The sequence below is a fragment of the Dickeya poaceiphila genome, from assembly GCF_007858975.2.
In the GTDB taxonomy this organism is placed as follows: domain Bacteria; phylum Pseudomonadota; class Gammaproteobacteria; order Enterobacterales; family Enterobacteriaceae; genus Dickeya; species Dickeya poaceiphila.
Map to the genome: position 1 here is coordinate 2,078,978 of NZ_CP042220.2, position 24,607 is coordinate 2,103,584.

19 protein-coding genes are annotated in these 24,607 nt (G+C 54.5%); 10 read left to right on the plus strand and 9 right to left on the minus strand.

Annotated features, from left to right (window positions below; translation table 11 throughout):
* The first annotated feature begins 203 nt into the window (after positions 1 to 203).
* The 6 genes from recC (at position 204) to Dpoa569_RS09290 (ending at position 13,909) form a co-directional block, all read left to right on the plus strand.
* Positions 204 to 3,680, plus strand: coding sequence for an exodeoxyribonuclease V subunit gamma (gene recC, locus Dpoa569_RS09265; RefSeq protein WP_042870649.1), 3,477 nt, complete (start codon positions 204 to 206; stop codon positions 3,678 to 3,680).
* Positions 3,677 to 7,360, plus strand: a complete 3,684-nt coding sequence (recB, locus tag Dpoa569_RS09270) for an exodeoxyribonuclease V subunit beta (protein WP_146411262.1) — start codon at positions 3,677 to 3,679, stop codon at positions 7,358 to 7,360. The genes recC and recB overlap by 4 nt, the downstream gene beginning before the upstream one ends.
* Positions 7,357 to 9,402, plus strand: coding sequence for an exodeoxyribonuclease V subunit alpha (gene recD, locus Dpoa569_RS09275; protein WP_042870647.1), 2,046 nt, complete (start codon positions 7,357 to 7,359; stop codon positions 9,400 to 9,402). Before recB ends, recD begins: the two co-directional genes overlap by 4 nt.
* A 414-nt stretch (positions 9,403 to 9,816) precedes the next feature.
* Positions 9,817 to 11,025: an MFS transporter gene (locus Dpoa569_RS09280; protein WP_042870645.1), complete on the plus strand. Its 1,209-nt coding sequence runs from the start codon at positions 9,817 to 9,819 to the stop codon at positions 11,023 to 11,025.
* Between the two features lie 99 nt (positions 11,026 to 11,124).
* The gene (gene dbpA / locus Dpoa569_RS09285) at positions 11,125 to 12,498 is read left to right on the plus strand and encodes an ATP-dependent RNA helicase DbpA (RefSeq protein ID WP_042873914.1); all 1,374 of its coding nucleotides are present in this window, start codon (positions 11,125 to 11,127) and stop codon (positions 12,496 to 12,498) included.
* A gap of 208 nt (positions 12,499 to 12,706) precedes the next feature.
* Positions 12,707 to 13,909 carry an IS256 family transposase gene (locus tag Dpoa569_RS09290; protein WP_146410909.1) on the plus strand — a complete coding sequence of 401 codons (1,203 nt, stop codon included), beginning with the start codon at positions 12,707 to 12,709 and terminating at the stop codon, positions 13,907 to 13,909.
* A gap of 210 nt (positions 13,910 to 14,119) precedes the next feature.
* On the opposite strand, the gene Dpoa569_RS09295 is transcribed toward Dpoa569_RS09290, so the two are convergent.
* The 6 genes from Dpoa569_RS09295 to pth form a co-directional block, all read right to left on the minus strand.
* Positions 14,120 to 14,317, minus strand: coding sequence for a hypothetical protein (locus Dpoa569_RS09295; RefSeq protein ID WP_173024000.1), 198 nt, complete (start codon positions 14,315 to 14,317; stop codon positions 14,120 to 14,122).
* Between the two features lie 143 nt (positions 14,318 to 14,460).
* Positions 14,461 to 14,640 carry a hypothetical protein gene (locus Dpoa569_RS09300; protein ID WP_050569442.1) on the minus strand — a complete coding sequence of 60 codons (180 nt, stop codon included), beginning with the start codon at positions 14,638 to 14,640 and terminating at the stop codon, positions 14,461 to 14,463.
* Positions 14,641 to 14,774: 134 nt separating this feature from the next.
* Entirely contained in the window at positions 14,775 to 15,188 is a 414-nt protein-coding gene (locus tag Dpoa569_RS09305) for a hypothetical protein (protein ID WP_042870636.1), read from the minus strand.
* Positions 15,189 to 15,254: 66 nt separating this feature from the next.
* Positions 15,255 to 15,422, minus strand: coding sequence for a hypothetical protein (locus Dpoa569_RS09310; RefSeq protein WP_227983174.1), 168 nt, complete (start codon positions 15,420 to 15,422; stop codon positions 15,255 to 15,257).
* A gap of 550 nt (positions 15,423 to 15,972) precedes the next feature.
* On the minus strand, positions 15,973 to 17,064 hold the full coding sequence (gene ychF / locus Dpoa569_RS09315) for a redox-regulated ATPase YchF (RefSeq protein WP_042870634.1): 1,092 nt from the start codon (positions 17,062 to 17,064) through the stop codon (positions 15,973 to 15,975).
* Between the two features lie 130 nt (positions 17,065 to 17,194).
* Entirely contained in the window at positions 17,195 to 17,782 is a 588-nt protein-coding gene (pth, locus tag Dpoa569_RS09320; protein WP_042870632.1) for an aminoacyl-tRNA hydrolase, read from the minus strand.
* Positions 17,783 to 18,008: 226 nt separating this feature from the next.
* Between pth and ychH the strand changes: the two genes are divergently transcribed.
* Entirely contained in the window at positions 18,009 to 18,278 is a 270-nt protein-coding gene (gene ychH, locus Dpoa569_RS09325; RefSeq protein ID WP_042870630.1) for a stress-induced protein YchH, read from the plus strand.
* Positions 18,279 to 18,472: 194 nt separating this feature from the next.
* On the opposite strand, the gene prs is transcribed toward ychH, so the two are convergent.
* From prs to lolB, 3 genes are all read right to left on the minus strand, one after another.
* Entirely contained in the window at positions 18,473 to 19,420 is a 948-nt protein-coding gene (prs, locus tag Dpoa569_RS09330) for a ribose-phosphate diphosphokinase (protein ID WP_042870628.1), read from the minus strand.
* Between the two features lie 129 nt (positions 19,421 to 19,549).
* Positions 19,550 to 20,422: a 4-(cytidine 5'-diphospho)-2-C-methyl-D-erythritol kinase gene (ispE, locus tag Dpoa569_RS09335; RefSeq protein ID WP_042870626.1), complete on the minus strand. Its 873-nt coding sequence runs from the start codon at positions 20,420 to 20,422 to the stop codon at positions 19,550 to 19,552.
* Between the two features lie 3 nt (positions 20,423 to 20,425).
* The gene (gene lolB / locus Dpoa569_RS09340) at positions 20,426 to 21,046 is read right to left on the minus strand and encodes a lipoprotein insertase outer membrane protein LolB (RefSeq protein ID WP_042870624.1); all 621 of its coding nucleotides are present in this window, start codon (positions 21,044 to 21,046) and stop codon (positions 20,426 to 20,428) included.
* 210 nt (positions 21,047 to 21,256) lie between these two features.
* On the opposite strand from lolB, the gene hemA reads away from it, so the two are divergent.
* The 3 genes from hemA to prmC are packed head-to-tail and all read left to right on the plus strand — an operon-like array spanning position 21,257 to position 24,495.
* The gene (gene hemA, locus Dpoa569_RS09345; protein WP_042870622.1) at positions 21,257 to 22,513 is read left to right on the plus strand and encodes a glutamyl-tRNA reductase; all 1,257 of its coding nucleotides are present in this window, start codon (positions 21,257 to 21,259) and stop codon (positions 22,511 to 22,513) included.
* A gap of 48 nt (positions 22,514 to 22,561) precedes the next feature.
* Entirely contained in the window at positions 22,562 to 23,647 is a 1,086-nt protein-coding gene (gene prfA / locus Dpoa569_RS09350) for a peptide chain release factor 1 (RefSeq protein WP_042870620.1), read from the plus strand.
* The gene (prmC, locus tag Dpoa569_RS09355; protein ID WP_042870617.1) at positions 23,644 to 24,495 is read left to right on the plus strand and encodes a peptide chain release factor N(5)-glutamine methyltransferase; all 852 of its coding nucleotides are present in this window, start codon (positions 23,644 to 23,646) and stop codon (positions 24,493 to 24,495) included. The genes prfA and prmC overlap by 4 nt, the downstream gene beginning before the upstream one ends.
* Positions 24,496 to 24,607 lie beyond the last annotated feature (112 nt).

The window sequence follows — 24,607 nt, forward strand, 5'->3', positions numbered from 1 at the left end:
GATCACAGACAATCGATAAAAGAGAGTCTGGCTATTGAAGCCATTCACTGCTGTTTCGTTTTACAAGATATACCGCCTGAACAGATTTTCTGAAAATATCTCGATTTGCTGCGTAACATCCCCGCTAATCCTATTGAATGCTAAGATATTTGCTGACTGTACCGTTATTCGGTACACCGTTGTGGCAACGAGCAGAGATAGTGATGAGCGAAAACAGGTTACAACCCGGTTTGATGGCGATCCACAGCAACCATCCTGAAGCTTTACGTGATGTATTGGTGTCGTGGATGGCGTCTAATCCGCTAGCCGGGTTGGAAAACGAGCTGATTCTGGTACAGAGCAACGGCATCGGGCAGTGGCTGAAACTGGCACTGGCGCGTGATACCCACGGGGGTGGATGCGGCGTAGCCGCAGCGCTGGACGTTCAGTTGCCGTCGCGTTTTTTCTGGCAGGTTTACCGGTCGGTGTTGGGGCATGATCAGGTGCCGGAAACCTCGCCATTCGAGAAATCATTGCTGGTATGGCGACTGTTGCGGCTGTTGCCTGAGCTGCTAACACAACCGGAATTCGCTACGCTGGCGCGTTTTCTGCGGCAGGATACCGACTTGCGTAAGCATTACCAGTTGGCCGAACGGCTGGCTGACCTGTTTGACCAATATCAGGTGTATCGCGCTGACTGGCTGGCTGACTGGACTGCCGGGCGTGACGTGCTGACCAGCCACCGACGCGGCGTGGAACCGCTGCCGGATGAACAGCACTGGCAACCGCTGTTGTGGCGCGCGCTACTGATGGATACCGGCGAGGCGCTGGCCGGCACCAGCCGAGCGGCGCTGCACCGGCGCTTTCTGGATGAGGTAAAACAGCGGGACGATAGCGAACGCCCGGCAGGGTTACCCTCGCGGGTGGTTGTCTTTGGCATCTCATCGTTGTCACAGCAGGCACTGGAACTGCTGGCCGCCATTGGGCGCTGGACCCAGATATTCATGTGCGTACATAACCCGTGCGAGCATTACTGGGGCGATATTATTGCCGATAAGGACCTGCTGCGTGCCGAGCGTGTCCGCCAGCAACGTAAACCCGGTATGCCGCAGACCATCGCGCTGGAAGAACTGCATCAACATGCCCACCCGCTGTTGGCGGCGTGGGGTAAACAAGGGCGCGATTACATCGGGCTGCTGGATGAATATGATCAGCGCGAGCGGTACGCCTCACTGATTCAGCGTGCCGACCTGTTTTACAGCAACGGCGAAGACTGTCTGCTGCATCAGTTACAGGACGACATTCGGGATTTGCGACCGCTGTCGGACAGCCGTGCGCGCTGGCCTGCCGTCGATTCACGGCATGATCGTTCGATCCGTTTTCATATTGCGCATAGTCCACAGCGTGAAGTGGAAGTGCTGCATGACCAACTGCTGGCGGCATTTACCGCTGACCCGACGCTGCGTCCGCGAGATGTGATCGTGATGGTGCCGGACATCAACGGCTATGCGCCGCATATTCAGGCGGTGTTCGGGTTGATCGACCGGAAGGACCCGCGTTACATCCCGTTCAGCGTGGCGGATCGTGGGCCGCGCCAGAATAACCTGCTGCTGGCGGCGCTGGAAAAATTGTTAAACCTGCCGCAGTCACGCGTGGCGGTCAGCGATGTGCTGGACTTGCTGGAGGTGCCGGCGGTGCGCCAGCGCTTTGCCATCGCTGAAGAACAATTGCCGCTGTTGCAGCGCTGGGTCCGGGCTGCCAATGTGCGCTGGGGGTTACACGCCCGTCAGCGCCAAAGCCTTAACCTGCCTGATGCGCCGGAACAGAATAGCTGGTTTTTTGGTCTGCGCCGTATGTTGCTGGGGTACGCGGTGGGTGCAGGCGGTGCCTGGCGGAATATTGAACCGCTGGATGAAATCGGTGGGCTGGATGCGGTGCTGGCTGGGCAACTGGCGCTGTTGCTTGACCGGCTGGATTATAGCTGGCAGCAGCTCTGTCAGCCTGCGACACCGGTGCAATGGGGTGAACGGTTACGTACGCTGTTGAGCACGTTCTTTGCCGCAGATGGGGGGGAAGACGGCTTCATGCTGCTGCAACTGGACGAAGGATTACAGAACTGGCTGGAGGCGTGCGAATCGGTCGCGCTGGAGCGGGCGTTACCGCTGTCGGTGGTGCGCGAGCACTGGCTGGGGCTGTTTGAGCAGTCGAGCCTGACCCAGCCGTTTTTTGCTGGTGCCGTCACCTTCGCCACGCTGATGCCGATGCGCGCCATTCCATTTCGTCATGTCTGTCTGCTGGGAATGAATGACGGCGATTATCCCCGTAACCGGGTGCCGCTGGACTTCGACCTGATGGGGCATGACTACCGCCCCGGCGATCGTTCCCGCCGCGAAGACGACCGCTACCTGTTTTTGGAGGCACTGCTGTCGGCGCGTGAACATTTTTACATCAGTTGGGTGGGGCGTAGCATCCACGATAACAGCGAACGCCCGCCTTCGGTGCTGGTGGCGCAACTGCGCGACCATCTAAGCAACGGCTGGCGGACCGTTGACGGGCAGGATGTGTTGTCCGCGTTGACGGTGGAACACCGGTTGCAGCCATTCAGCCCGGATTATTTTACCGCCGGCAGCCCGTTGTTCAGTTATGCCCGCGAATGGCGCACCGGGCTGCTGCCACAGGATACTCCGGCTACGGATACCGCGCTGGACGATTATCGGCAGGATGGCGTGCTGACGCTGCGGCAACTGGCGGATTTTGTCCGTGACCCGGTACGCAGTTTCTTCCGGTTGCGGCTCAACGTCTGGTTCGAACAGGAAGACCCCACCAGTCAGGATCAGGAACCATTTGCCATGGATGCGCTGGAAAACTGGCGCTTGCAACATGAACTGATCGAGGAACAGAAAGCCGCGTTACGTCGGCATCTTCCCCGTGAGCAGGCGCTGACGGCACAACTGGCACGCATCGCCCGGCGCGGCGAACTGGCGCCCGGTGGCTTCACCACGGTGCTGGTGCAGGATTTGGCGGAGCCTATGGCGGATTTGTTCACCCGTTACCAGCAGGAACAGGAAAAATGGCCGAAATCGGTATCTGACGAACCGCTGTTGTGGCCCGATTTACCGCTGGAAGACTGGCTGAATGAACTGCGCGTTGATGAGCAGGGCAACCGCTGTCGGCTGGTGCTGGAAAGCGGCGGGTTGCTCCATCCCACACGGCGTAGTTACCGCTTCGACAAGCTATTGCCTTTCTGGGTGACGCATCTGGCCGGGCACCTTGATGGGCAACCGCTGCATAGTACGCTGGTCAGCAAAAACGGTACTGTTTACCTGCCGGCGCTGGAACCGCAGCAGGCGAAAGTGTACTGGCTGGCGCTGGTCGATGCCTGGCGAGAGGGAATGCGTTACCCGTTGCCGCTGGCGGTAAAAACCGGATTTCGCTGGCTGGAAGCGGGCGGAGAACCGGATCAAGCGCTGGATGGTGAAGCGGGTAACGCGGCACGCCAGTGCTATGAGGAGCATGACCCGGCTAACCGCAAGTTTGCTGAATCCGCGTCTAACGCCTATCTGTCCCGCGCGTTTCCAGGCTTCGACCAGTTGTGGGCCAACGGCGAGTTCGCCCGCTGGACGCAGCAACTGCTGGCACCGCTGTACCTGACGCTGAAAGCGGCGTCGGCGAAAAATAGGAAATCAGGAGGCCAGTCATGACGGCGCGTTCGTTACCTTCTCCGCTGGATGTGCTGCGCTTTCCGCTCTCCGGCAGCCGGTTAATTGAAGCCAGCGCCGGCACCGGCAAAACCTTCACCATCGCCATGCTGTATGTACGGCTGGTGCTGGGGCACGGCAGCGAGCAGGCGTTTTCCCGCCCGCTCACCCCGCCGGAAATTCTGGTGGTGACCTTTACCGATGCCGCCACCCGCGAGCTGCGTGACCGCATTCGCGCCCGGCTGGCGCAGGCGGCTGGCTATTTTCAGCCGGATGGCAAAGATGGCAAGGATGAAGAGGCCGATCCGTTGTTGCGGGAACTTCGCACCGGTTACCCGCCGGAACAGTGGCCGGACTGTGCGCGCAAACTACAACTGGCCGCCGAATGGATGGACGAAGCGGCGGTATCCACCATCCACAGCTGGTGTAACCGGATGCTGGGCGAACATGCGTTTGACAGCGGCAGCCTGTTTAACCAAACGCTGGAAACCGACCAGCGTGAATTGTTACTGGAAGTCGTGCGTGATTACTGGCGCACCTTCTTTTTCCCGCTCGATGCCCGCGATGTGCTGGAACTACGTGATAGCTGGGCATCACCGGACGATTTTTACCGCAGTGTGACGCCGCTGCTGGAGTATGCCGATGAAATGGGTATCGATGACCTGCCAGCACAGATTTTCAGCGCTGTCCGTGAAGAAAAAACGCACCGACTGGCGGCGCTAAAAGCGCCCTGGCCGCAGTGGTGCGACGAACTGCGCGAGTTGCTGAACGCAGCGGTGGCAGAGAAAAAGGCGGATGGCCGCAAGCTGCAAGCTCGTTATTTCGGCCCGTGGCTGGACAAACTGCACCACTGGGCCACCAGCGATGAGACGACGTTGGATATCGGCACCGGCTGGACGCGGCTGACCCCGCAAGGGCTACGGGAGTGCTGGAAAGTGCCCGAAGACGCGCCGCAGCACCCGGCACTGAGTGCGATGGAGACGCTGGCGCAGCAGTTAAGCGAATTACCGGAGCCACGTAGTCAACTGTTACGTCATGCCTGCCGTTGGGTTAGTCAGCGTTTTCGTCACGAGCAGGATAGCCGGGCGCAAATGGGTTTTCAGGATCTGCTGACCCGGCTGGATGCCGCATTGCGCGGCGATAACGGCGAACGGCTGGCGCAGCGTATTCGCCGACAGTTTCCGGTAGCGATGATCGACGAATTTCAGGACACCGATCCATTGCAATACCGCATTTTCGATACCCTGTACCGGGTGGCGAACAACGATCCACAGCAGGGGCTGATCCTGATAGGCGACCCGAAACAGGCGATTTACGCGTTTCGCGGTGCGGATATCTATACCTATTTGCGCGCCCGCCGCGATACCGAGGGGCGACATTACACACTGGGTACTAACTTCCGCTCCACGCAGGCGATGGTCGATGCCGTTAATCAGGTGTTCATGCAGGCGGAAAACCGCGCTGACGGCGCGGGTGCATTTTTGTTTCGCCAGCCGGACGGTGACAATCCGGTGCCGTTTCTGCCGGTGCAGGCCAATGGCCGTGATGAAAGCTGGGTGCTGGAGGGGGCGCAAGCGGCGGCGTTGACGTGCTGGATGCTGGAAACCGAGGAGCCGCTGTCGTCGGCGGAATACCGTCAGCGCATGGCTGCTGGCTGCGCCCGCGAAATGGTGCGGTTGTTACAGCTCGGCGTGCAGGGGCAGGCCGGTTTTACTGTACCAGGGCAGGCATGGCGTCCGGTCAGACCGGGAGACATGGCGGTGCTGGTCAATACCGGGCGTGAGGCGATGGCGGTGCGGGCGCAATTGTCCGCTCGCGGCGTGCGCAGCGTTTATCTGTCGGACAGAGAATCGGTGTTCGACAGTCCACAAGCCAGTGAGCTGCACTGTTGGCTGGCTGCCTGTGCTGATCCGGAGAATGATCGGTTGTTGCGCGCCGCGCTGGCAACCCCGTTACTGGGGATGAGCTGGCAGGCGCTTGAACGCCTTAACCACGACGAGCAGGAGTGGGAAAACCGGGTAATGCAATTTGTTCGCTACCAGAACTGCTGGCGACAGCAAGGCGTGTTGCCGATGTTACGGCGCTTGATGTGGGAGTTCGATGTGCCGCGCCGGTTACTGGTTGCCGATAACGCCCGTGCGCTGACCGATGTGCTGCACCTCTCGGAGCTGTTGCAACAAGCCAGCGTGCATCTGGATGGCGAACACGCGCTGATCCGCTATCTGGCGGAACAGTGTCAGGCGGATAACCCCGGTGGCGACACGCTGAAACTGCGGCTGGAAAGCGATGCCGATCTGGTGAAGGTGGTGACCGTCCACAAATCTAAAGGACTGGAATATCCGCTGGTGTTTCTGCCGTTCGCCTGTGCGTTTCGTGCCGTCAGCCACCGCGATGTGCCGCTGAAATTTCATGATGATGATGGGCAGCTGCGCCTTGAGCTGACCGCCAGCGACGAGGCGGTGCAGCGTGCTGACCATGAGCGGCTGGGCGAGGACTTGCGTAAGTTTTATGTGGCGTTGACTCGCGCCCGCTACGCGCTGTGGCTTGGCATCGCGCCGCTGAAAGCGCTGGAAAAAAGCGCGCCCGGTTATCTGCTCGGCGCGGGCGAGCCGCTGGAGCCGGGACAACTGGCGCAGCGGTTGTCGGCCTGGTGCGGCGCGCATAGCCAGATAGCGCCGTTGCCGGAAACGGATGCGGCGATTTATCGCGCGGTGCGGACGTTGCCGTCGCTGGGTCAGGAACCGCCGTTGCCGGATATCAGCCGCCACCGCTGGCGCATTACCAGCTATTCCGGGTTGCAACTGGCGCCGGAAGGGCATTACCACGAACGTCGTGAGTTGTTTGCGAACGAGACGCCTGAAGTACAAAGCGCGCAGCAGGAAACTTTCAGTGAACCGCAGGAAGCCGCAGAGCGTCTGCCGCCGTTGCCGACCGGTCATGATATGTACAGTTTTCCGCGCGGAGCGGTGCCGGGAAGCTTTCTGCACGGCTTGCTGGAGTGGGCAGGGGAAACGGGGTTTGCGGCGCTGGCGGGGGATCGGCCTGGTGTGGAAGATCAGGTGGCAAGGCGCTGTAACCGGCAGGGCTGGACGCAATGGATACCGATGCTCACCGACTGGCTGATGGCGCTGCTCAATCAACCGTTGGCGTTGCCGGCGCAACCTGACAGCGCGGTGTCGCTGGCTGGGCTGACGCAGTATCAGGTGGAAATGGAGTTCTGGTTTGCGCTCAATCAGGTTGATACACCCACATTAGATCAACTGGTTAGAGCCGCCACGCTGGCGGGCGAGCCGCGGACAGCGCTGGTGCGCGAACAACTTAACGGTATGTTGAAAGGGTTTATCGATTTGGTATTTGAACATCAGGGGCGTTACTACGTGCTGGACTACAAATCCAACTGGCTGGGGGCGAGCGCCGCCGACTATGACACACCGCGAATGGCCCACGCCATGCTGGATCACCGTTACGATCTGCAACTGGTGCTATACCTGTTTGCCTTGCACCGCTTACTCAAATCCCGCCTGCCGGATTATGACTATGACCGCCATGTCGGTGGCGCGTTGTACCTGTTTCTGCGCGGTAGTCAGGCGCCGGGCGGCGGTGTGTACGCCGAGCGGCCAGACCGAGAGCTGATTGAAGCGCTGGATTGCCTGTTTAGTGGTGGATCAGAGGTGACGGCATGAACATGACTGATCATGACGAACTGACCGAATTGCTGGATCAATGGGTTGGCTGCGGCTGGCTGCGGGAACTGGATCGGGCGTTGGCGCGGTTTCTGCATCAGGAATGCCCGGAGGCGCCACCGTTACTGTTGCTGGGTGCGGCGCTGGTTAGTTATCAGCTTGGGCGCGGGCATGTATGCCTTGATCTGGCGGCTACGCTGGCCGACAGCCGGTTTTCGCTGGCGTTGCCGCCGGAAGGCGACCATAGCGAAAACCGTCAGATTGTGCGCCCGGCGCAGGTGCTGGCGGATGTTACCCTGTCGGTCTGGCAGGCGGCGTTACAACAGCCGCAGTTGGTGTCGCCGGGGGAGGGCAATACGCCGCTGGTGTTGGTCGGTTCGCGCCTTTATCTGCGCCGGTACTGGCAGTATGAGCGGGATGTGCGCCATGCCATCACACAGAAGTTGGAACAACATGCGGTGTTGCGGTCGGCGATTGCGCCTGCGGCGCTGCGTCAGCGGCTGGATGCGCTGTTCCCCGCGACGGTAACACACGCCACCGACTGGCAGAAACTGGCTTGTGCGCTGGCGGCAGGCAGTGCTTTTAGCATCATCACCGGCGGGCCGGGCACCGGAAAAACCACCACCGTGGTGAAGCTGCTGGCGCTGTTGCAGTCGCTGGCGTTGGAACAGCAGGGCAAACCGCTGCGCATCCGGCTGGCAGCACCTACCGGCAAAGCGGCGGCGCGTCTGAACGAATCTATCTCCGGGGCGATTGCCAGCCTGACGCTGGATGGACTGGAACACGGCGAAGTTATCCGCGATCACCTCCACAGCGAGGTGGTGACCCTGCATCGTCTGCTGGGCAGCCGACCGGACTCCCGGCATTTCCGGCATCACGCCGATAACCCGCTGCTGCTGGATCTGCTGGTGGTGGATGAAGCATCGATGGTGGATCTGGAGATGATGGCGGCGCTACTGGCAGCGATGCCGACGCATTCCCGTCTGATTCTGCTGGGCGACAAGGACCAGCTGGCGTCGGTGGAAGTCGGGGCGTTGATGGGTGAACTGTGCCAGCGTGCCGCACAGGGGCATTACCTGCCGCAGACCTGCGACTGGCTGCGTGAAGTGGCAGGGGATGCGCCGGATGATACATTGCTCGACCCGCACGGCAACGCGCTGGATCAATCCATTGCCATGCTACGCCACAGCTACCGCTTCGGCGCGGACAGCGGCATCGGCCAACTGGCTGACGCGGTGAATGCCGGTGATGTGGCGGCGCTGGCGGCTGTCTGGCAACACGGGTATGCCGATTTGGCACAACTGACGCTCAACACCAACGATAACAGTACGTTGCGTGAATGGGTCATCAATGGTGCCGCCAGTCGATTCGCGCCTCAGCCCGGTTCGGTAGCGCCGGTGGGCTACGGCGACTACCTGCGGCGGATGGCTGCGACGCAACCAGAACTGACGGCACCGCAAAGCGAGTTCGATGACTGGGCAGCGCAGATTCTGAAAGCTTTCGGCCAGTTCCAACTGCTGTGCGCGCTACGTAACGGGCCATGGGGTGTGGACAGCATGAATGAGCGCATTGCGCATCTGCTGTATCGTGATGGGTTACTGGTGGCCTGCCAGGGCTGGTATCCAGGGCGACCAGTGATGGTGACCCGTAATGATTACGGCCAGCGACTGATGAACGGTGATATCGGCATTACCCTGACGGTGCCGCAGCGCCAGCGGGACGATTCTCTGACATGGGTAACCAGAGTGGCGTTTCCTGCCAGCGATAGTTCATCCGGCATTCGTTGGATAATGCCGGGGCGTTTGTCGGCGGTGGAAACGGTATTCGCCATGACGGTGCATAAATCGCAGGGGTCGGAGTTCGCCCACACTGGATTGCTGTTGCCGGATAGCTTAAGCCCGATCCTGACCCGTGAACTGGTGTACACCGGCATAACCCGTGCCAAACAGGCTTTCAGCCTCGGTTGCGTGGGGGAGAACCGTACAGTACTGGCCGACGCCGTCAGCCGGCGGGTGTTACGGGTGAGTGGCCGTTTCCCGTGATTACGCCGGTGTGCAGTACGGGGCTTCAGGAAACGGCGGAATGTATGATAAGCGAGCGACTCGCGTGACAATCAGCGTGTGTCGCCTGGCCGCAGAAAATCGAGTAGAAGCTGTAGTTCTCTTCGTCAGTAACCCACATGAGACAGAAAAACGGTCTTATCGAACGCTGTGTTTTGGATGTGTCTAAAAAACACAACAGTAAACCATTTGATTTTTATGTTCTTTTATATCATTAAGCTATTATTTAAATAAATAATAGAAAAACTTTCAATATAATACAAAAAGCGCACTTGCCAGAGTGATGCCTCCCTGCAATTATTAATCGTCGTCATAATTTATACCCGTCATACGTCAAGTTGCAGGTGCGTTGGCTGCTTTTCTGCAATTCGAATTATTTAGGGTGTAGGTAGATAAATGTTTAAATTAATCCATAGCCAGTCATCCCTGTTCTTTTTTTCTTACATCATCAATGCCATGAACAATTGGGCGTTCAAGTTTATAGCGCCATTGGCGCTCTATGCAGAAACACAATCACTACAGATGATGACTGTTAGTTATGGATTACTATTTACACCGAACGTTATCTCCCCGCCATTAGTCAACTTTATAGATGGTAAATTTACCAGGAAAACAAGTTTGCTTATTTTAAATTTTCTCGGATTTGCATTGTGTATATTTGGCTTGTCCTATTTTAGGTACGGATTTGACAGTACAGTATTTCTTATTGTTGTTTTTGCATTTTGCACCGTTCTCACATTATTTCAAACGCTTATTCATGGTGTCATGAAAGATGTTATTCATGACAAGGAGACTATTGAGAGTACAAGTCGTAGAGTTGCCTTTGTTGATAGCTTATTTCCTGCTATTGGTCCTCTTATTGGTTCTGCCATGTTAAGCACTTTCAATTACAGCCATATTTTCTTTATTATCGGCATGGTATATTGTCTATCCTTTATTCTGATTTGTATATTACGCATTAGTGAGCAAGAAAAAGAAATAAAAGAAAGTGTTATAGCAAAAACCACTAATGGATTTAAATTGATAATAAAAAATCCATTCATTAATTTTCTGCTTGCTCGATTTTTTCTTTCGAATATAGCGTTGCATGGGTTTCAATCAGTGCTTACTTTTTATTTGATTGATAAATTTAATCTGGTGGATATAAAAGTAGGTGTTTTTTTTGCAGTGTCTGCTATAGGTCTTATCGTTGGTGTCAGGTTAGGGCGTCTTATATATTCCCATAATATTAATAAGTGGTATGTTATCTCTGTGACTGGGATTGTCTGCGCTATCTGCCTGATTATTATTCCTTTGGCTGGAAATATATTTATTGCTAATCTGGCATGGTGCATAGTAATGCTGCTCAGTTCTATCAATCTGATAGTGTTTTACACCGAGCGTCAGACTAATTTTCAACAAAGCGATACAACCAGTGTCATTGCAGCCTCTTACGTGATTATATACTCTGCTATTCCACTCGGCTCTGCTGTCGCTTTTTTCCTTTCTCGATATGTTAATGCCAGTGAAACCATGCTCATTCTCGGTATATGCTTGCTCTTTATTGGGTTGTACTTCCTTTACTTATCAATCAAAAATCAAAAGCTACTAAGAGAGCAGGGATAGCCGAACAATGACGGCGAGGTGAAAACTCCTCACGGCGCGGTGGGAAAGAGGTGGTATGATTGTCGGCCTATTTCATCTGGAATTTTCACTGTGACCTCATTGACTTCATTTGCTGAACTTAACGCGCTTCCTGCGGAACAACTCACCACCCTTAATGAACTGGGGTATCTGACTATGACCCCGATTCAGGCCGCGGCGTTACCGGCGATCCTCGCAGGAAAAGACATCCGCGCACAGGCAAAAACCGGCAGCGGTAAAACCGCCGCTTTCGGGTTGGGTCTTTTACAGCATCTTGATGCCGGGCAGTTCAACACTCAGTCTCTGGTGTTGTGCCCGACCCGCGAACTGGCTGATCAAGTCGCAAATGAATTGCGCCGTCTGGCGCGTTACATGCCGAACATCAAGGTACTGACGCTGTGCGGTGGTGTACCGTTCGGTATCCAGCGCGACTCGCTGACCCATGCCCCTCACATTATTGTCGCCACGCCGGGCCGACTGCTGGATCACCTGAAAAAGGAGACCGTCAGCCTTGATGCCTTGCAGACGCTGGTACTGGATGAAGCTGATCGAATGCTCGATATGGGTTTCGCCGATGCCATCGATGACGTTATCGCCTACGCGCCTGCTCAGCGTCAGACGCTGCTGTTTTCCGCCACCTGGCCAGATGCCATTGCCGCCATCAGTCATCGTATTCAGCGCGAACCGCAGGTGATTGAAATCGACACGGTGGATGAACTTCCTGCGGTTGAACAGCAGTTTTATGAAGTTTCCCGCAGCGGCAAGCTCGATCTGCTGCAAAAATTGCTAAGCCGCGAACAGCCCGCTTCCTGCGTGGTGTTCTGCAATACCAAAAAAGATTGTCAGGCGGTATACGATGCCCTGACCAGCAGTAACCAGAGCGTGCTGGCGCTGCACGGCGACATGGAACAACGTGACCGTGACCAGACGCTGGTGCGCTTTGCTAACGGCAGCAGCCGTGTACTGGTGGCAACCGATGTAGCCGCGCGCGGGCTTGATATCAAAGCGCTGGAGATGGTCATTAACTACGAGTTGTCGTGGGACCCTGAAGTACATATTCACCGCATCGGACGCACCGCTCGTGCTGGCGAACAAGGGCTGGCCATCAGCCTCTGCGCGCCGGAAGAGGCCCAGCGTGCCAATGCACTGGAAGAGATACTGAATATGAAACTCAGCTGGCATTCACTACCCAGTGGGCTGCGCACCACCCCACTGGAAGCCGTAATGGCAACCTTATGCATCGACGGCGGCAAAAAAGCCAAGATGCGCCCCGGCGATATTCTGGGCGCGTTAACCGGCGACATGGGGATGGATGGTGCGGATATCGGTAAAATTACGATCCACCCGATGCACGCCTATGTGGCCGTGAAGCAGTCGGTAGCGCGTCAGGTATGGAAACAGTTACAGCAGGGGAAAATTAAAGGGAAGGCGGTGAAAGTCAGACTGCTAAAGTGAGGTGAGGCGAATATCGGCGCCCAGAACCAGCTTACCCTGTTCAACCAGAACCATCGCAGCACTGTAGACTACTGATGAAGACATTACTAACATCGCGGTGTGTTAATCAACGGGGAGCAGGTCAGAGCGGCAATTCAGTTTGTGGGAAAAGGGGAGTGTTAGAAATTCTGTGTCATTCCGGTAATATACAATCAAAAAGGAATGACATATGTCCCAGCCCTTCGATTTCGATAAAGCGCTTAAAGCCCTCCAGTCCGGTCAGGCATTAACGGGCAAAGATGGTATCTTAACGCCTTTAATCAAACAGTTAACGGAAGCTGCCCTCTCTGCGGAACTGGACTCTCATCTGGCTCAGGACGTTGAAGCTAACCGTAAAAATGGCTCCGGCAAAAAGACCATTAAAGCCCCGACGGGCAGCTTCGAACTGGCGACTCCGCGCGATCGTAATGGCACTTTTGAACCCCAGTTGGTGAAAAAGCATCAGACCACGTTATCCGACGAGATCGAACACAAGATCATTCGCCTGTTTGCACTGGGGATGAGCTATCAGGACATTAGCCGGGAGATCGAAGATTTATATGCCTTCAGCGTGTCCACTGCCACCATCAGTGCAGTAACCGATAAAGTCATCCCTGAACTAAAACAGTGGCAACAGCGCCCGCTGGAGCAGGTTTATCCCTTCGTCTGGCTGGACGCTATTCACTATAAAATTCGGGAAGATGGCCGCTATCAGAGCAAAGCGGTTTACACCGTGCTGGCCCTGAATCTGGAAGGTAAAAAGGAAGTTCTGGGCCTGTATCTGTCAGAAAGTGAGGGGGCTAACTTCTGGCTGTCGGTATTAAGCGACCTGCAAAATCGCGGTGTTAAAGACATTCTGATTGCCTGCGTGGACGGGCTGACCGGCTTCCCAGAGGCAATAAACAGCATTTATCCGCAGACGGAAGTGCAGTTGTGCGTCATTCATCAGATACGCAATTCGATTAAATATGTGGCCTCAAAGCACCATAAAGCCTTCATGACCGACCTGAAGCCAGTCTACCGTGCAGTGTCAAAAGAAGCGGCCGAAATGGCACTGGATGAGCTGGAAGCGAAATGGGGGTTGCAGTATCCGGTGGTGCTCCAGTCGTGGCGACGCAAGTGGGACAATCTGTCAGCGTACTTCCGCTATCCGGCAAATATCCGCAAAGTCATTTACACCACAAATGCTATCGAATCGGTGCACAGACAGTTCAGGAAGCTGACCAAAACCAAAGGTGCTTTCCCGAATGAAAACAGTCTGTTGAAGCTGCTTTATCTGGGGCTGATGAACGCACAGGAAAAATGGACAATGCCCATCCAGAGCTGGAATTTGACATTGTCACAGTTGGCCATTTATTTTGAAGGGCGACTAAATAACGTGATGACGTTGTAGAATTTTTAACGTGACACAGAATTCTGAACGCTCTCTTACAGTCTCGCTGTACGTGCAGGGTCTGCCGGGATATTCACTTTCCAGCAGACCTTATTAACAGTAGAAAGTATTCGAGGCTGTTAAGGAATAATTACTTCGATGCTTCAGCGCCGCTCATCCCTGGAGAACCATCTCGACCGCCATTAGTTCCGCCTCGTCCACCCTGACCGCCTAAGCCACCTGGTCCTGCATTGCCGCCGTTTCCGCCATTTCCTGACCCGTCGCCATTCCCCCCATTCCCTCCATTTCCGCCGTCTTCGCCCCCATTCCCCCCATCGCCGCCGTCACCATTGCTGCCAGTTCCAGCATTCCCCCCGTTTCCGCCATTTCCGTCACCACTGCCATCGCCACCGTCACCACCGTCACCATCTGCCCACACAGCAGTGCTGAACATTCCGGCTGCCAGGGAGGACGTTACAGTTAAAACTACAATAAAAGGCCTCAGTAAGGCAGAAGTCATAATAATGAGGTATACACTTTTCTTGATTATATTTTTCATATCATCCTCTTTGTCATGAGCTATATGCCACCATCACCACCGGATGAATTATCGCCGCTTCCTCCGTTCCCACCATCGCCACCATCAGCTCCGTTTGTGCCGCCATTTCCTCCATCCCCGCCGTTCGAGTTTGAACCTGTACCCGCATCCCCGCCGTTACCTCCTTCTCCCCCGGCTTCACCGGGACCACCATCCCCGCCGTTTCCACCATTGGAAATTAATAAATAAGAATTAGGGAAATGTATCGGGTCGGTCGAAGAGGCATAACCGAAGTGTGTGATTGTGGCGAGTGCCAAAGGAGAGCATTTCAGCAAAGCAAAGAACTGTTTATAAATTTTGGGGCTGGTCATTGTTGCCTCCGTTACCTCCTGCGCCTCCAGGGGCATTATCTGTTGACCCACCATCGCCACCGTTACCACCATTAGCACTATCATCTCTATTTTTATGGTGTTTATGGTGTGAACCGGTAGCAGCGCCGGCGCCATTGCCACCATTGCCGCCGTTCCCGCCCGTCGCAGCGCCGTTCCCGCCGTTGCCACCGTTCAGGCAGTTAGTACCAGGTATGCCATCCTTGCCATTTTCACCGTCAGGAGAATTTCCGTACCCGTCGTGTCCGTTCAGGCTCTCACAGACAGCCGGGTGAAAAGAGTCCTGCGGTATCGTCTGGCTTGATGCAGGCAAAGAGAGGAGTAGACCTGAATAAAATGGGATAAAAAACAAAATATTACGTATTTTTAACATTGAAGTACCATCCTTTCATTAACGGTCGCCTTTCTGAGGCGACCATTCTTGGTAGAATTCTGCTTGTTAATTACGCACCACCATCACCACCATCACTGTCATCTGAGCCATTGCCAGTGCCATTATCGTTCCCACTGCCGTTCCCATTACCGCTGCCGCTATTATTTCCGCCATCGCCACCGTCACCACCCGGAGAGTTTGCACCTGACCCCCCATTACCCCCGTCACCGCCATTAGCGTCACCGATAAGTAAAAAGGGATGTGTGGATTGCTCAATAGCGGGTTCGTTATGTAAAGGTGCGGCCACTGACAATCGAGCCGTAGTCGTAGAGAGAAGGATAATACTTAAAACAAGCGTTATATTTTTATGTCTCATAACCCATCCTTAAAGGTAATAAATACATGAGATAATTGTTCGCTCATTACTTTATTAATGAGATTTTCATTAAAGGCAAAGTGAATGAAGAATAATAGCTTGTGTGTGTAATAAATTGTTTTATGGCATTTTGTGATTTTTTATTGTCAATTGATTGACAATAAAAAATAAAGGAGTGTTTGATATGGTATATTTTATGTTTATTTAATGCTGGTTGTTATTTTGCTAATTATTTTTATCTTTACAAAATAATACATATTTCACTTTTTTAAAAAATGGTTTAGCTGCACTCGTACTATCTCATCTGAGACGCTATGAAATTAAAAATCCACGCAACTGCGTGGATTTTATGAGCTTATTGCTTATCATGAGATTCCGTGAAGCCTCATGAGACAACAGATTTTATTTTTAGACGTTAAACAGGAAGTTCATAATATCGCCATCTTTAACGATATATTCTTTCCCTTCTGAACGCATTTTTCCGGCTTCTTTGGCACCTTGTTCACCTTTGTAAGTGATGAAATCATCAAAAGCGATGGTCTGGGCGCGGATAAAACCTTTTTCGAAGTCGGTGTGAATTTTACCAGCGGCTTGCGGGGCGGTAGCACCGACCGGGATGGTCCAGGCACGGACTTCTTTCACACCGGCGGTGAAGTAGGTCTGCAGGTTCAGCAGTTTATAGCCTGCACGAATTACACGGTTCAACCCCGGTTCTTCCAGACCCAACTCAGCCATGAATTCGTCGCGCTCGGCGTCGTCCAGCTCGGCGATGTCCGATTCAACGGCGGCACACACGGCGACCACCACGGAACCTTCTTTATCCGCAATTTCACGCACCTGATCCAGATAAGGGTTGTTTTCAAAGCCATCTTCATTGACGTTGGCGATGTACATGGTCGGTTTCAGCGTCAGGAAGCTGAGATAACGGATAGCGGCTTTTTCTTCCGTGCTCAGGTCCAGTGAACGCAACATGCCGGCGTTTTCCAACTGCGGCAGGCATTTCTCCAGTGCCGCCAGTTCGATTTTCGCGTCTTTATCGCCGCCTTTGGCTTTCTTCTGCACTCGCTGAATGGCGCGTTCGCAGGTTTCCAGATCCGCCAACGCCAGTTCGGTGTTGATGACGTCGATATCTTCCGCCGGATTCACTTTACCAGCAACATGGATGATATTTTCATTTTCAAAGCAACGTACCACGTGGCCGATGGCTTCGGTTTCACGGATGTTGGTCAGGAACTGGTTGCCCAAACCTTCGCCTTTGGACGCACCTTTTACCAGACCGGCGATATCCACAAATTCCATGGTGGTGGGGACGGTACGCTGTGGTTTGACGATCTCGGCCAACTGGTCAAGACGTGGGTCCGGCATCGGCACGACGCCGGTGTTGGGTTCGATAGTACAAAACGGAAAGTTGGCCGCTTCGATACCGGCTTTGGTCAGCGCGTTGAACAGAGTGGATTTACCCACGTTAGGCAGCCCAACGATACCGCATTTGAATCCCATGTTTATGTCACCTTAAAAATCACTAATTATCAGGCTTTAGATTGGAAAAAGCCTGTCAGAATGGAAAAAGTCAGTCTTAATGCCAATTATACACATAATGCGGCATGAACTCGATCCGCCCGATCACTCACTATGACGCTTTGAAGGCGTGCAGGCGGTTCATAGCTTTGATCATGTCTTCCTTCATCAGGATATCGGTACAGCGCAATGATTCATCAATGGCTTGGTCGATCAGCGCCTGTTCGCTGGTGGGCGGCTTGCCCAGCACAAATCCCACCACTTTGTTTTTATCGCCCGGATGGCCGATGCCGATGCGCAAACGGTGAAAATTGGGGTTGTTACCGAGTTTGCTGACGATATCCTTCAGCCCATTGTGGCCGCCGTGACCGCCGCCGAGCTTCAGTTTGGCAACGCCGGGCAGCAGGTCCAGTTCGTCATGCGCTACCAGAATTTCATCTGGCTGGATGCGGTAGAAGGTCGCCATCGCTGCTACCGCTTTGCCGCTCAGATTCATAAACGTGGTGGGTACCAGCAGGCGCACATCTTTACCTGCCAGCGTCAGGCGTGCGGTATAGCCAAAAAATTTGCTCTCTTCTTTCAGCGGCTGCCGATAGGCTTCCGCCAGGCGGTCAACGTACCAGGCACCGGCGTTATGGCGGGTAGCGGCGTACTCGGCGCCGGGGTTCGCCAGACCTACAATCAGTTTGATACCACTCATAATTTGATACGACTCACACGATACATTTCCGGGGGTGAGGTGCTGAAGACAACGCAACCCGTCAGGATAATTGACAAAGTCGCTAGTGTAACGCAGGGCTAGTTGATCACCAACATGTGATCCTGCCCGCAATCCAATGGCACGGAGGCTGTTTATACTATTAATAGGTCAGGAAATATGCAGCTATATTCTGATTATTTCCACTGGATATTTCTGGAGGTGAAATATGAAACGTAGAAATGCTGTGATGGTGGGCAACGCATTTATGGGATTAGGTCTGTTGCTTATGATTTCCGGAATAGCGTATTCGATTGCTAATCAGCTGCCTGAATTACATTTGCCGGGTTCGCTCTATTTCGTGGAACTGCTGGCTATTTTTGCCGGTGCTATTTTGTGGCTGGCAGGCGCACGTATTAGCGGACGGGAAACTGTGACGGACCGTTATTGGTGGCTTAAACACTTTGATAAGCGTTGTCGCCGCGAACGGCATCCTTGAGTAATGGTGATATCAAGGCCAGCACCAGCCGGTGATATCTCGGCAATGCGTTTTATTCATTGATAGGTTTATTTTGCTAACCTGTAGTGGTTGGAAACGGAAATAAATAATACGCGTTGTAATATTCCGGTTTCATTAAAAACGCCATCGAATAATGATTATCCGATGGCGTAATAGCACGGCTGAAATATCGATTAGTGCTCGAACATCGCAGAAATAGATTCTTCGTTGCTGATACGGCGGATAGCTTCTGCCAGCATACCTGATAAGGTCAGCGTGCGTACATTTGGCAGTGCCTTGATATTTTCCGACAGCGGAATGGTATCGCAGACAATCACTTCATCAATGACAGAGTTCTTGATGTTATCGCACGCGTTGCCGGAGAAAATCGGATGAGTGGCGTAAGCGAAAACACGTTTAGCGCCGCGCTCTTTCAGCGCTTCCGCCGCTTTGCACAGTGTGCCGCCGGTGTCGATCATGTCATCGACCAGTACGCAGTCACGGCCAGCAACGTCACCAATGATGTGCATCACCTGAGAGACATTGGCGCGTGGGCGACGTTTGTCGATGATGGCCATGTCAGTGTCGTTGAGCAATTTGGCGATAGCACGTGCACGAACCACGCCGCCGATATCCGGAGAAACCACAATTGGGTTGTCCAGGTTCTGCTGCAGCATGTCTTCCAGTAGGATTGGGCTGCCGAACACGTTGTCTACCGGCACATCAAAGAACCCCTGAATCTGCTCGGCATGAAGATCCACCGTCAGTACACGGTCAACACCGACGCTGGAAAGAAAATCAGCTACAACTTTGGCGGTAATCGGCACGCGCGCGGAGCGCACACGGCGATCCTGACGGGCATAACCGAAATAAGGGATGACTGCGGTAATACGTCCTGCGGAAGCGCGGCGCAGGGCATCAACCATAACGACCAGTTCCATCAGGTTGTCGTTGGTGGGAGCACAGGTCGATTGGATGATGAAAATATCACCACCGCGTACATTTTCGTTGATTTGTACGCTGACTTCGCCGTCGCTAAAACGACCAACAGCAGCGTCGCCCAGACTGGTGTACAAACGGTTGGCAATACGTTGTGCTAGTTCCGGCGTGGCGTTACCAGCAAAAAGCTTCATATCAGGCACGAGAAGAACCTCAAGCTTGCGTCCAGAGAAATATTCCGCCTGCGGAAGGCCGTGTGTCGTACCGCAGGCAGGATATACATACGGGTGTATGGAAAAGATCGTTAGAGCACCACGGTCGGCGGTGGTGTTTTAGCAACCCTTGAATTGCCCGGAAATCCGCTGTTGCAACGGAGAAACGTTAACTCCACGTGCAACAAAGCCATTTAATCCTTCCGGGGCCCGGTCTAGCACCTGACGAGCGGCAGACTCGGTGTCGAATTCAGCAAACACGCAAGCGCCCGTGCCAGTCAGGCGTGACGGTGCGTATTCTAGCAGCCATAAAAGTCGCTCTTCAACCTCACGAAAACGTTTTCTTGCAACGGCTTCACAATCGTTGCTGAAAGTTTGTGTCAGTAATTGCGATAGTGGTCGCACTGGCGTATTTCGTGTCAAATCCGGATCGGCAAAGATGAGTGGGGTTGGAATGCTGACGCCGGGGTGGACCACCAGATACCATTTTTCCGGCGGTGAGACGGGGGTAAGCTGCTCTCCCACGCCTTCGGCGAACGCGGCATGTCCATGCACAAATACCGGGACATCCGCCCCCAGTTTCAGGCCCAGCGCGGCTAGTGTATCGACCGGTATCCGGCTGTGCCACAACTGATTGAGCGCCACCAATACGGTAGCTGCGTTAGATGAGCCGCCGCCCAGACCGCCGCCCATCGGCAGGCGTTTATCAACGGCGATGTCAGCGCCGGCAAACGGCAGGCCGGCGTGCTGGCACCAGTCCTGCAACAGTCGTGCGGCGCGGATCACCAGATTCTGTTCATCGGGGACGCTAGGCAGCGGCGTCAGCAGCACGATTTGTTTATCCTGGCGCGGCGTGATGGTCAGGGTGTCGCCGTAATCCAGAAACTGAAACAACGTTTGCAGATTATGATAACCGTCAGCCCGACGGCCAGTGATGTACAAAAACAGATTCAGTTTGGCCGGGGAGGGCCAGTCGTTGCAGGTGATCGACATGATTTATTGCGTTGTCCAGTTGTCCATTTTCAGTTTGATGCGCTGTTCGCCCTGAGTCAGTTCCAGACTTTGCGGCAACGGCAGCAGGTCATTGGTATAGGACTGATAGGTGACGCTCCAGTGCTGCTCGCCTTGCTGATAGTTCACGTTGCGCAGTCGGGCGTGTTCATCCAGTGTGAAATCTTGTGCGTTGCCCGGCAGGCCGAGCATCCATTGACGCAGGTTATCAAGCGGAATCGCCATGCCGGTTAACTGCTGAACCATGTATTGCGCATCTTTACCCATATAACGCTTACCCTGGCCGTCGGTAATTTGAACGCTGTTCGCGCTGGCCTGTAGTTCCAGTTCGGTACTGCCTAGTGGGCTGGTCAGCAGCAGACGGTAACGCTGCGGCGAAAATTGCTGCCAGAAGAACCGGGCGTACAATTTTTTCCTATCGGAAAGATAGGCGAATGAGCCGCGGGTTTGATACTGGGTCAAATTTTGTACTTTTTGCTCGTGCTCGCGCCACTCTGGGGAGGTGGGTTTTTTGCCTGTCAGTGTAGACGGCGTCAGGGTACAGGCTGTCAGTAACACACTCGCCAAAGGCAGTAACCGTAAGGCGCGGGCGGGTTTATTGGGCATGTTGAAGAGGTCCTGTTACAAGCATCATGGGTTTACAACAAGGTGTCACGCTAACGGGGTTGGCTGACAGCGTCAATGTTTGCGATGTTATCCGGCAAGGCGTTAATGACGTGAGCGAGGTCAAACAGGGTCACTTTTCTTGCCCGCAGGCTTCAAGTAGAATGCCACTCAGATGAAACCCATACTAACACCGGGATTACTCTGTAGACCATGACCCTGCTTGCGCTTGGTATTAATCATAAAACAGCACCAGTCTCTCTGCGTGAGCGCGTCGCGTTCTCGCCGGACAGACAGGGGCAGGCGCTGCACAGTCTGTTACAACAACCCTTGGTTCAGGGTGGTGTATTGTTGTCTACCTGTAACCGCACCGAACTCTACCTCAGTGTGGAAGAACAGGAAAATCGGCACGAGCAATTGATCGCCTGGCTGTGTGCGTATCACCAACTGAATCCTGATGACATCCGCAAAAATCTCTACTGGCATGAAGGCAATGCTGCGGTCAGCCATCTGATGCGTGTTGCCAGTGGGTTGGATTCGCTGGTGTTAGGCGAACCTCAGATTCTGGGGCAGGTCAAGAAAGCGTTTGCTGACTCCCAGCGCGAGCGGTCGCTGTCAGGCGACCTGGAGCGCCTGTTCCAGAAATCATTTACCGTTGCCAAACGGGTACGTACCGAAACGGATATCGGCGCCAGCGCGGTGTCAGTGGCGTTTGCTGCGTGTACGCTGGCGCGGCAGATTTTTGAATCGCTGTCAGACGTCAATGTGCTGTTGGTCGGCGCAGGTGAAACCATCGAACTGGTGTCCCGCCATTTGAGCGAGCACCGCGTGAAGCGGATGGTCATTGCCAACCGGACACGCGAGCGCGCTCAGGTGCTGGCGGAAGAAGTGGGCGCTGAAGTGATTACGCTGGCGGAACTGGATGCGCACTTGCCGCAGGCGGACATTGTCATCAGTTCCACTGCCAGTACCTTGCCGATCATCGGTAAAGGGATGATGGAGCGTACCATGAAAACCCGCCGCAACCAGCCGATGCTGATGGTGGATATCGCCGTACCGCGCGACATTGAACCGGAAGTCGGTCGGTTGCCGAACATTTACCTGTACAGCGTGGATGACCTGCAGGCTATCATTCAGCACAATCTGGCGCAGCGCAAGGCGGCGGCCATTCAAGCTGAATCTATCGTGCAGCAGGAGTGTTCAGAATTCATGGCATGGCTGCGTGCGCAGTCGGCGGTGGATACTATCCGCGATTATCGTTCCCAGGCAGATCGTCTGCGTGAGGAGATGACCGCCAAAGCGCTGGCCGCAATACAGAATGGCGGCGATGTCGATGCTATTGTGCAGGAATTAACGCACCGCCTGACTAACCGCCTGATCCATGCGCCCACCCGTTCATTGCAGCAGGCCGCCCGCGACGGCGATCTGGACCGTTTGCAGATTTTACGTGACAGCCTCGGTCTGAACTAGCATTCTTCTTCCCCCATTAATGATTCGATACAGGATTGAACTGCCCGAATGAAGTCTTCTATTGTTGCTAAGCTGGAAGCGTTACAAGAGCGCCATGAAGAAGTGCAGGCGCTGCTGGGGGAACCCAGCGTGATTGCCGATATGGACCGTTTCCGGGCATTGTCCCGCGAATATGCGCAACTTACCGACATTACCCGTTGCTTTCAGTGTTGGCAGCAGACGCAGGACGATCTCGCTACAGCCGAACTGATGCTGGATGACCCTGAAATGCGCGATTTAGCGCAGGATGAACTGAAAACAGCCAAAATAACCAGTGAAGAGCTGGAGCAGCAACTGCAAGTGTTACTGTTGCCGAAAGATCCGGATGATGAACGAGGTTGTTTCCTGGAAATTCGTGCCGGTACGGGGGGCGATGAAGCGGCGCTATTTGCTGGCGATCTGTTCCGTATGTATAGCCGTTATGCCGAGTCTCGTCGCTGGAAGGTTGAAATCATGAGCGCAAACGACGGTGAACATGGCGGTTACAAAGAGATGATTGCCAAGGTGGTCGGTGACGGCGCCTATGGGCAACTGAAGTTTGAGTCCGGCGGCCACCGTGTGCAACGCGTACCGGCCACCGAGTCGCAGGGACGTATTCATACCTCCGCCTGTACCGTAGCGGTGATGCCGGAAGTGCCGGAAGCGGAATTGCCGGATATCAACCCTTCCGATTTGAAAATTGATACCTTCCGTTCCTCCGGTGCAGGCGGGCAACACGTTAACACCACTGATTCCGCTATCCGAATTACTCACCTGCCGACTGGTATTGTGGTGGAGTGTCAGGATGAGCGTTCGCAGCACAAGAACAAAGCCAAAGCGCTGTCGGTGCTGGCTGCCCGTATTCGTGCGGCAGAAATGCAAAAGCGCCAGCAGGAAGAAGCCTCTACCCGGCGTAATTTGTTAGGCAGTGGAGACCGCTCCGACCGTATCCGCACTTACAACTTTCCTCAGGGAAGGGTGACCGATCACCGCATCAACCTGACGCTCTACCGGCTGGATGAAGCGATGGAAGGTAAGCTGGATATGCTGATTCAGCCTATCGTGCAGGAATATCAGGCTGATCAACTGGCGGCGCTGGCCGAGCAGGATCAATGAATTATCAGGACTGGTTGAAACAGGCGACGGCCCGGCTTCAGGCAAGCGACAGCCCGAAGCGGGACGCTGAGATCCTGCTGGAGCATGTAACCGGTAAACGGCGCACGTTTCTGCTGGCTTTTGGTGAAACTGCGTTGACTGATGAGGAATGCCTGACACTTGAGTCCTTGCTGGCGCGGCGCGTAACCGGCGAACCGATTGCCTATTTGGTCGGGCACCGGGAGTTCTGGTCGTTGTCGCTGGCTGTCTCCCCCGCGACGCTGATCCCACGGCCTGATACCGAATGTCTGGTTGAGCACGCGTTGGCGCATCTGCCTGATTGCCCGTCAGCCGTGCTGGATTTAGGAACCGGCACCGGGGCTATCGCATTGGCGATAGCCCATGAGCGACCTGATTGCCAGGTGGTGGGGATTGATCGCCTGCATGAGGCGGTGGCGCTGGCCAGCCATAATGCCAGCAGGTTGGGGATCACTAATGCCCGGTTCTTGTCGGGAGACTGGTTTTCGCCACTGGATGGGCAACGTTTTTCACTGATTGTCAGCAACCCGCCGTACATTGATGAGCATGACCCGCATCTGTCGCGCGGCGATGTGCGTTTCGAGCCTGCCAGCGCGCTGGTTGCGGGAGCGCAAGGACTGGCTGATTTACAGCAGATTATCCGACAGGCAGGCGCATTTTTGCTGGATGAAGGCTGGCTGCTGTTGGAGCACGGTTGGCAACAGGGCGCAGCAGTTCGGGCATTGCTGTCGCAATACGGTTTTGTACAAGTGAAAACCCACCGCGATTATGGCGATAATGAACGCGTAACGCTGGGACAATGCTCAGCCGGAGCAACCTGCGGGCGTTGAATCAACTGCAATGCAGCTTGAGCAGGATCACATTGGTAATGATTAGCCGTGATTATCGCTTATCTTCCTGAGAGAGCTGCTGACGAATACTCGGTTTGGCATTATTATCGGA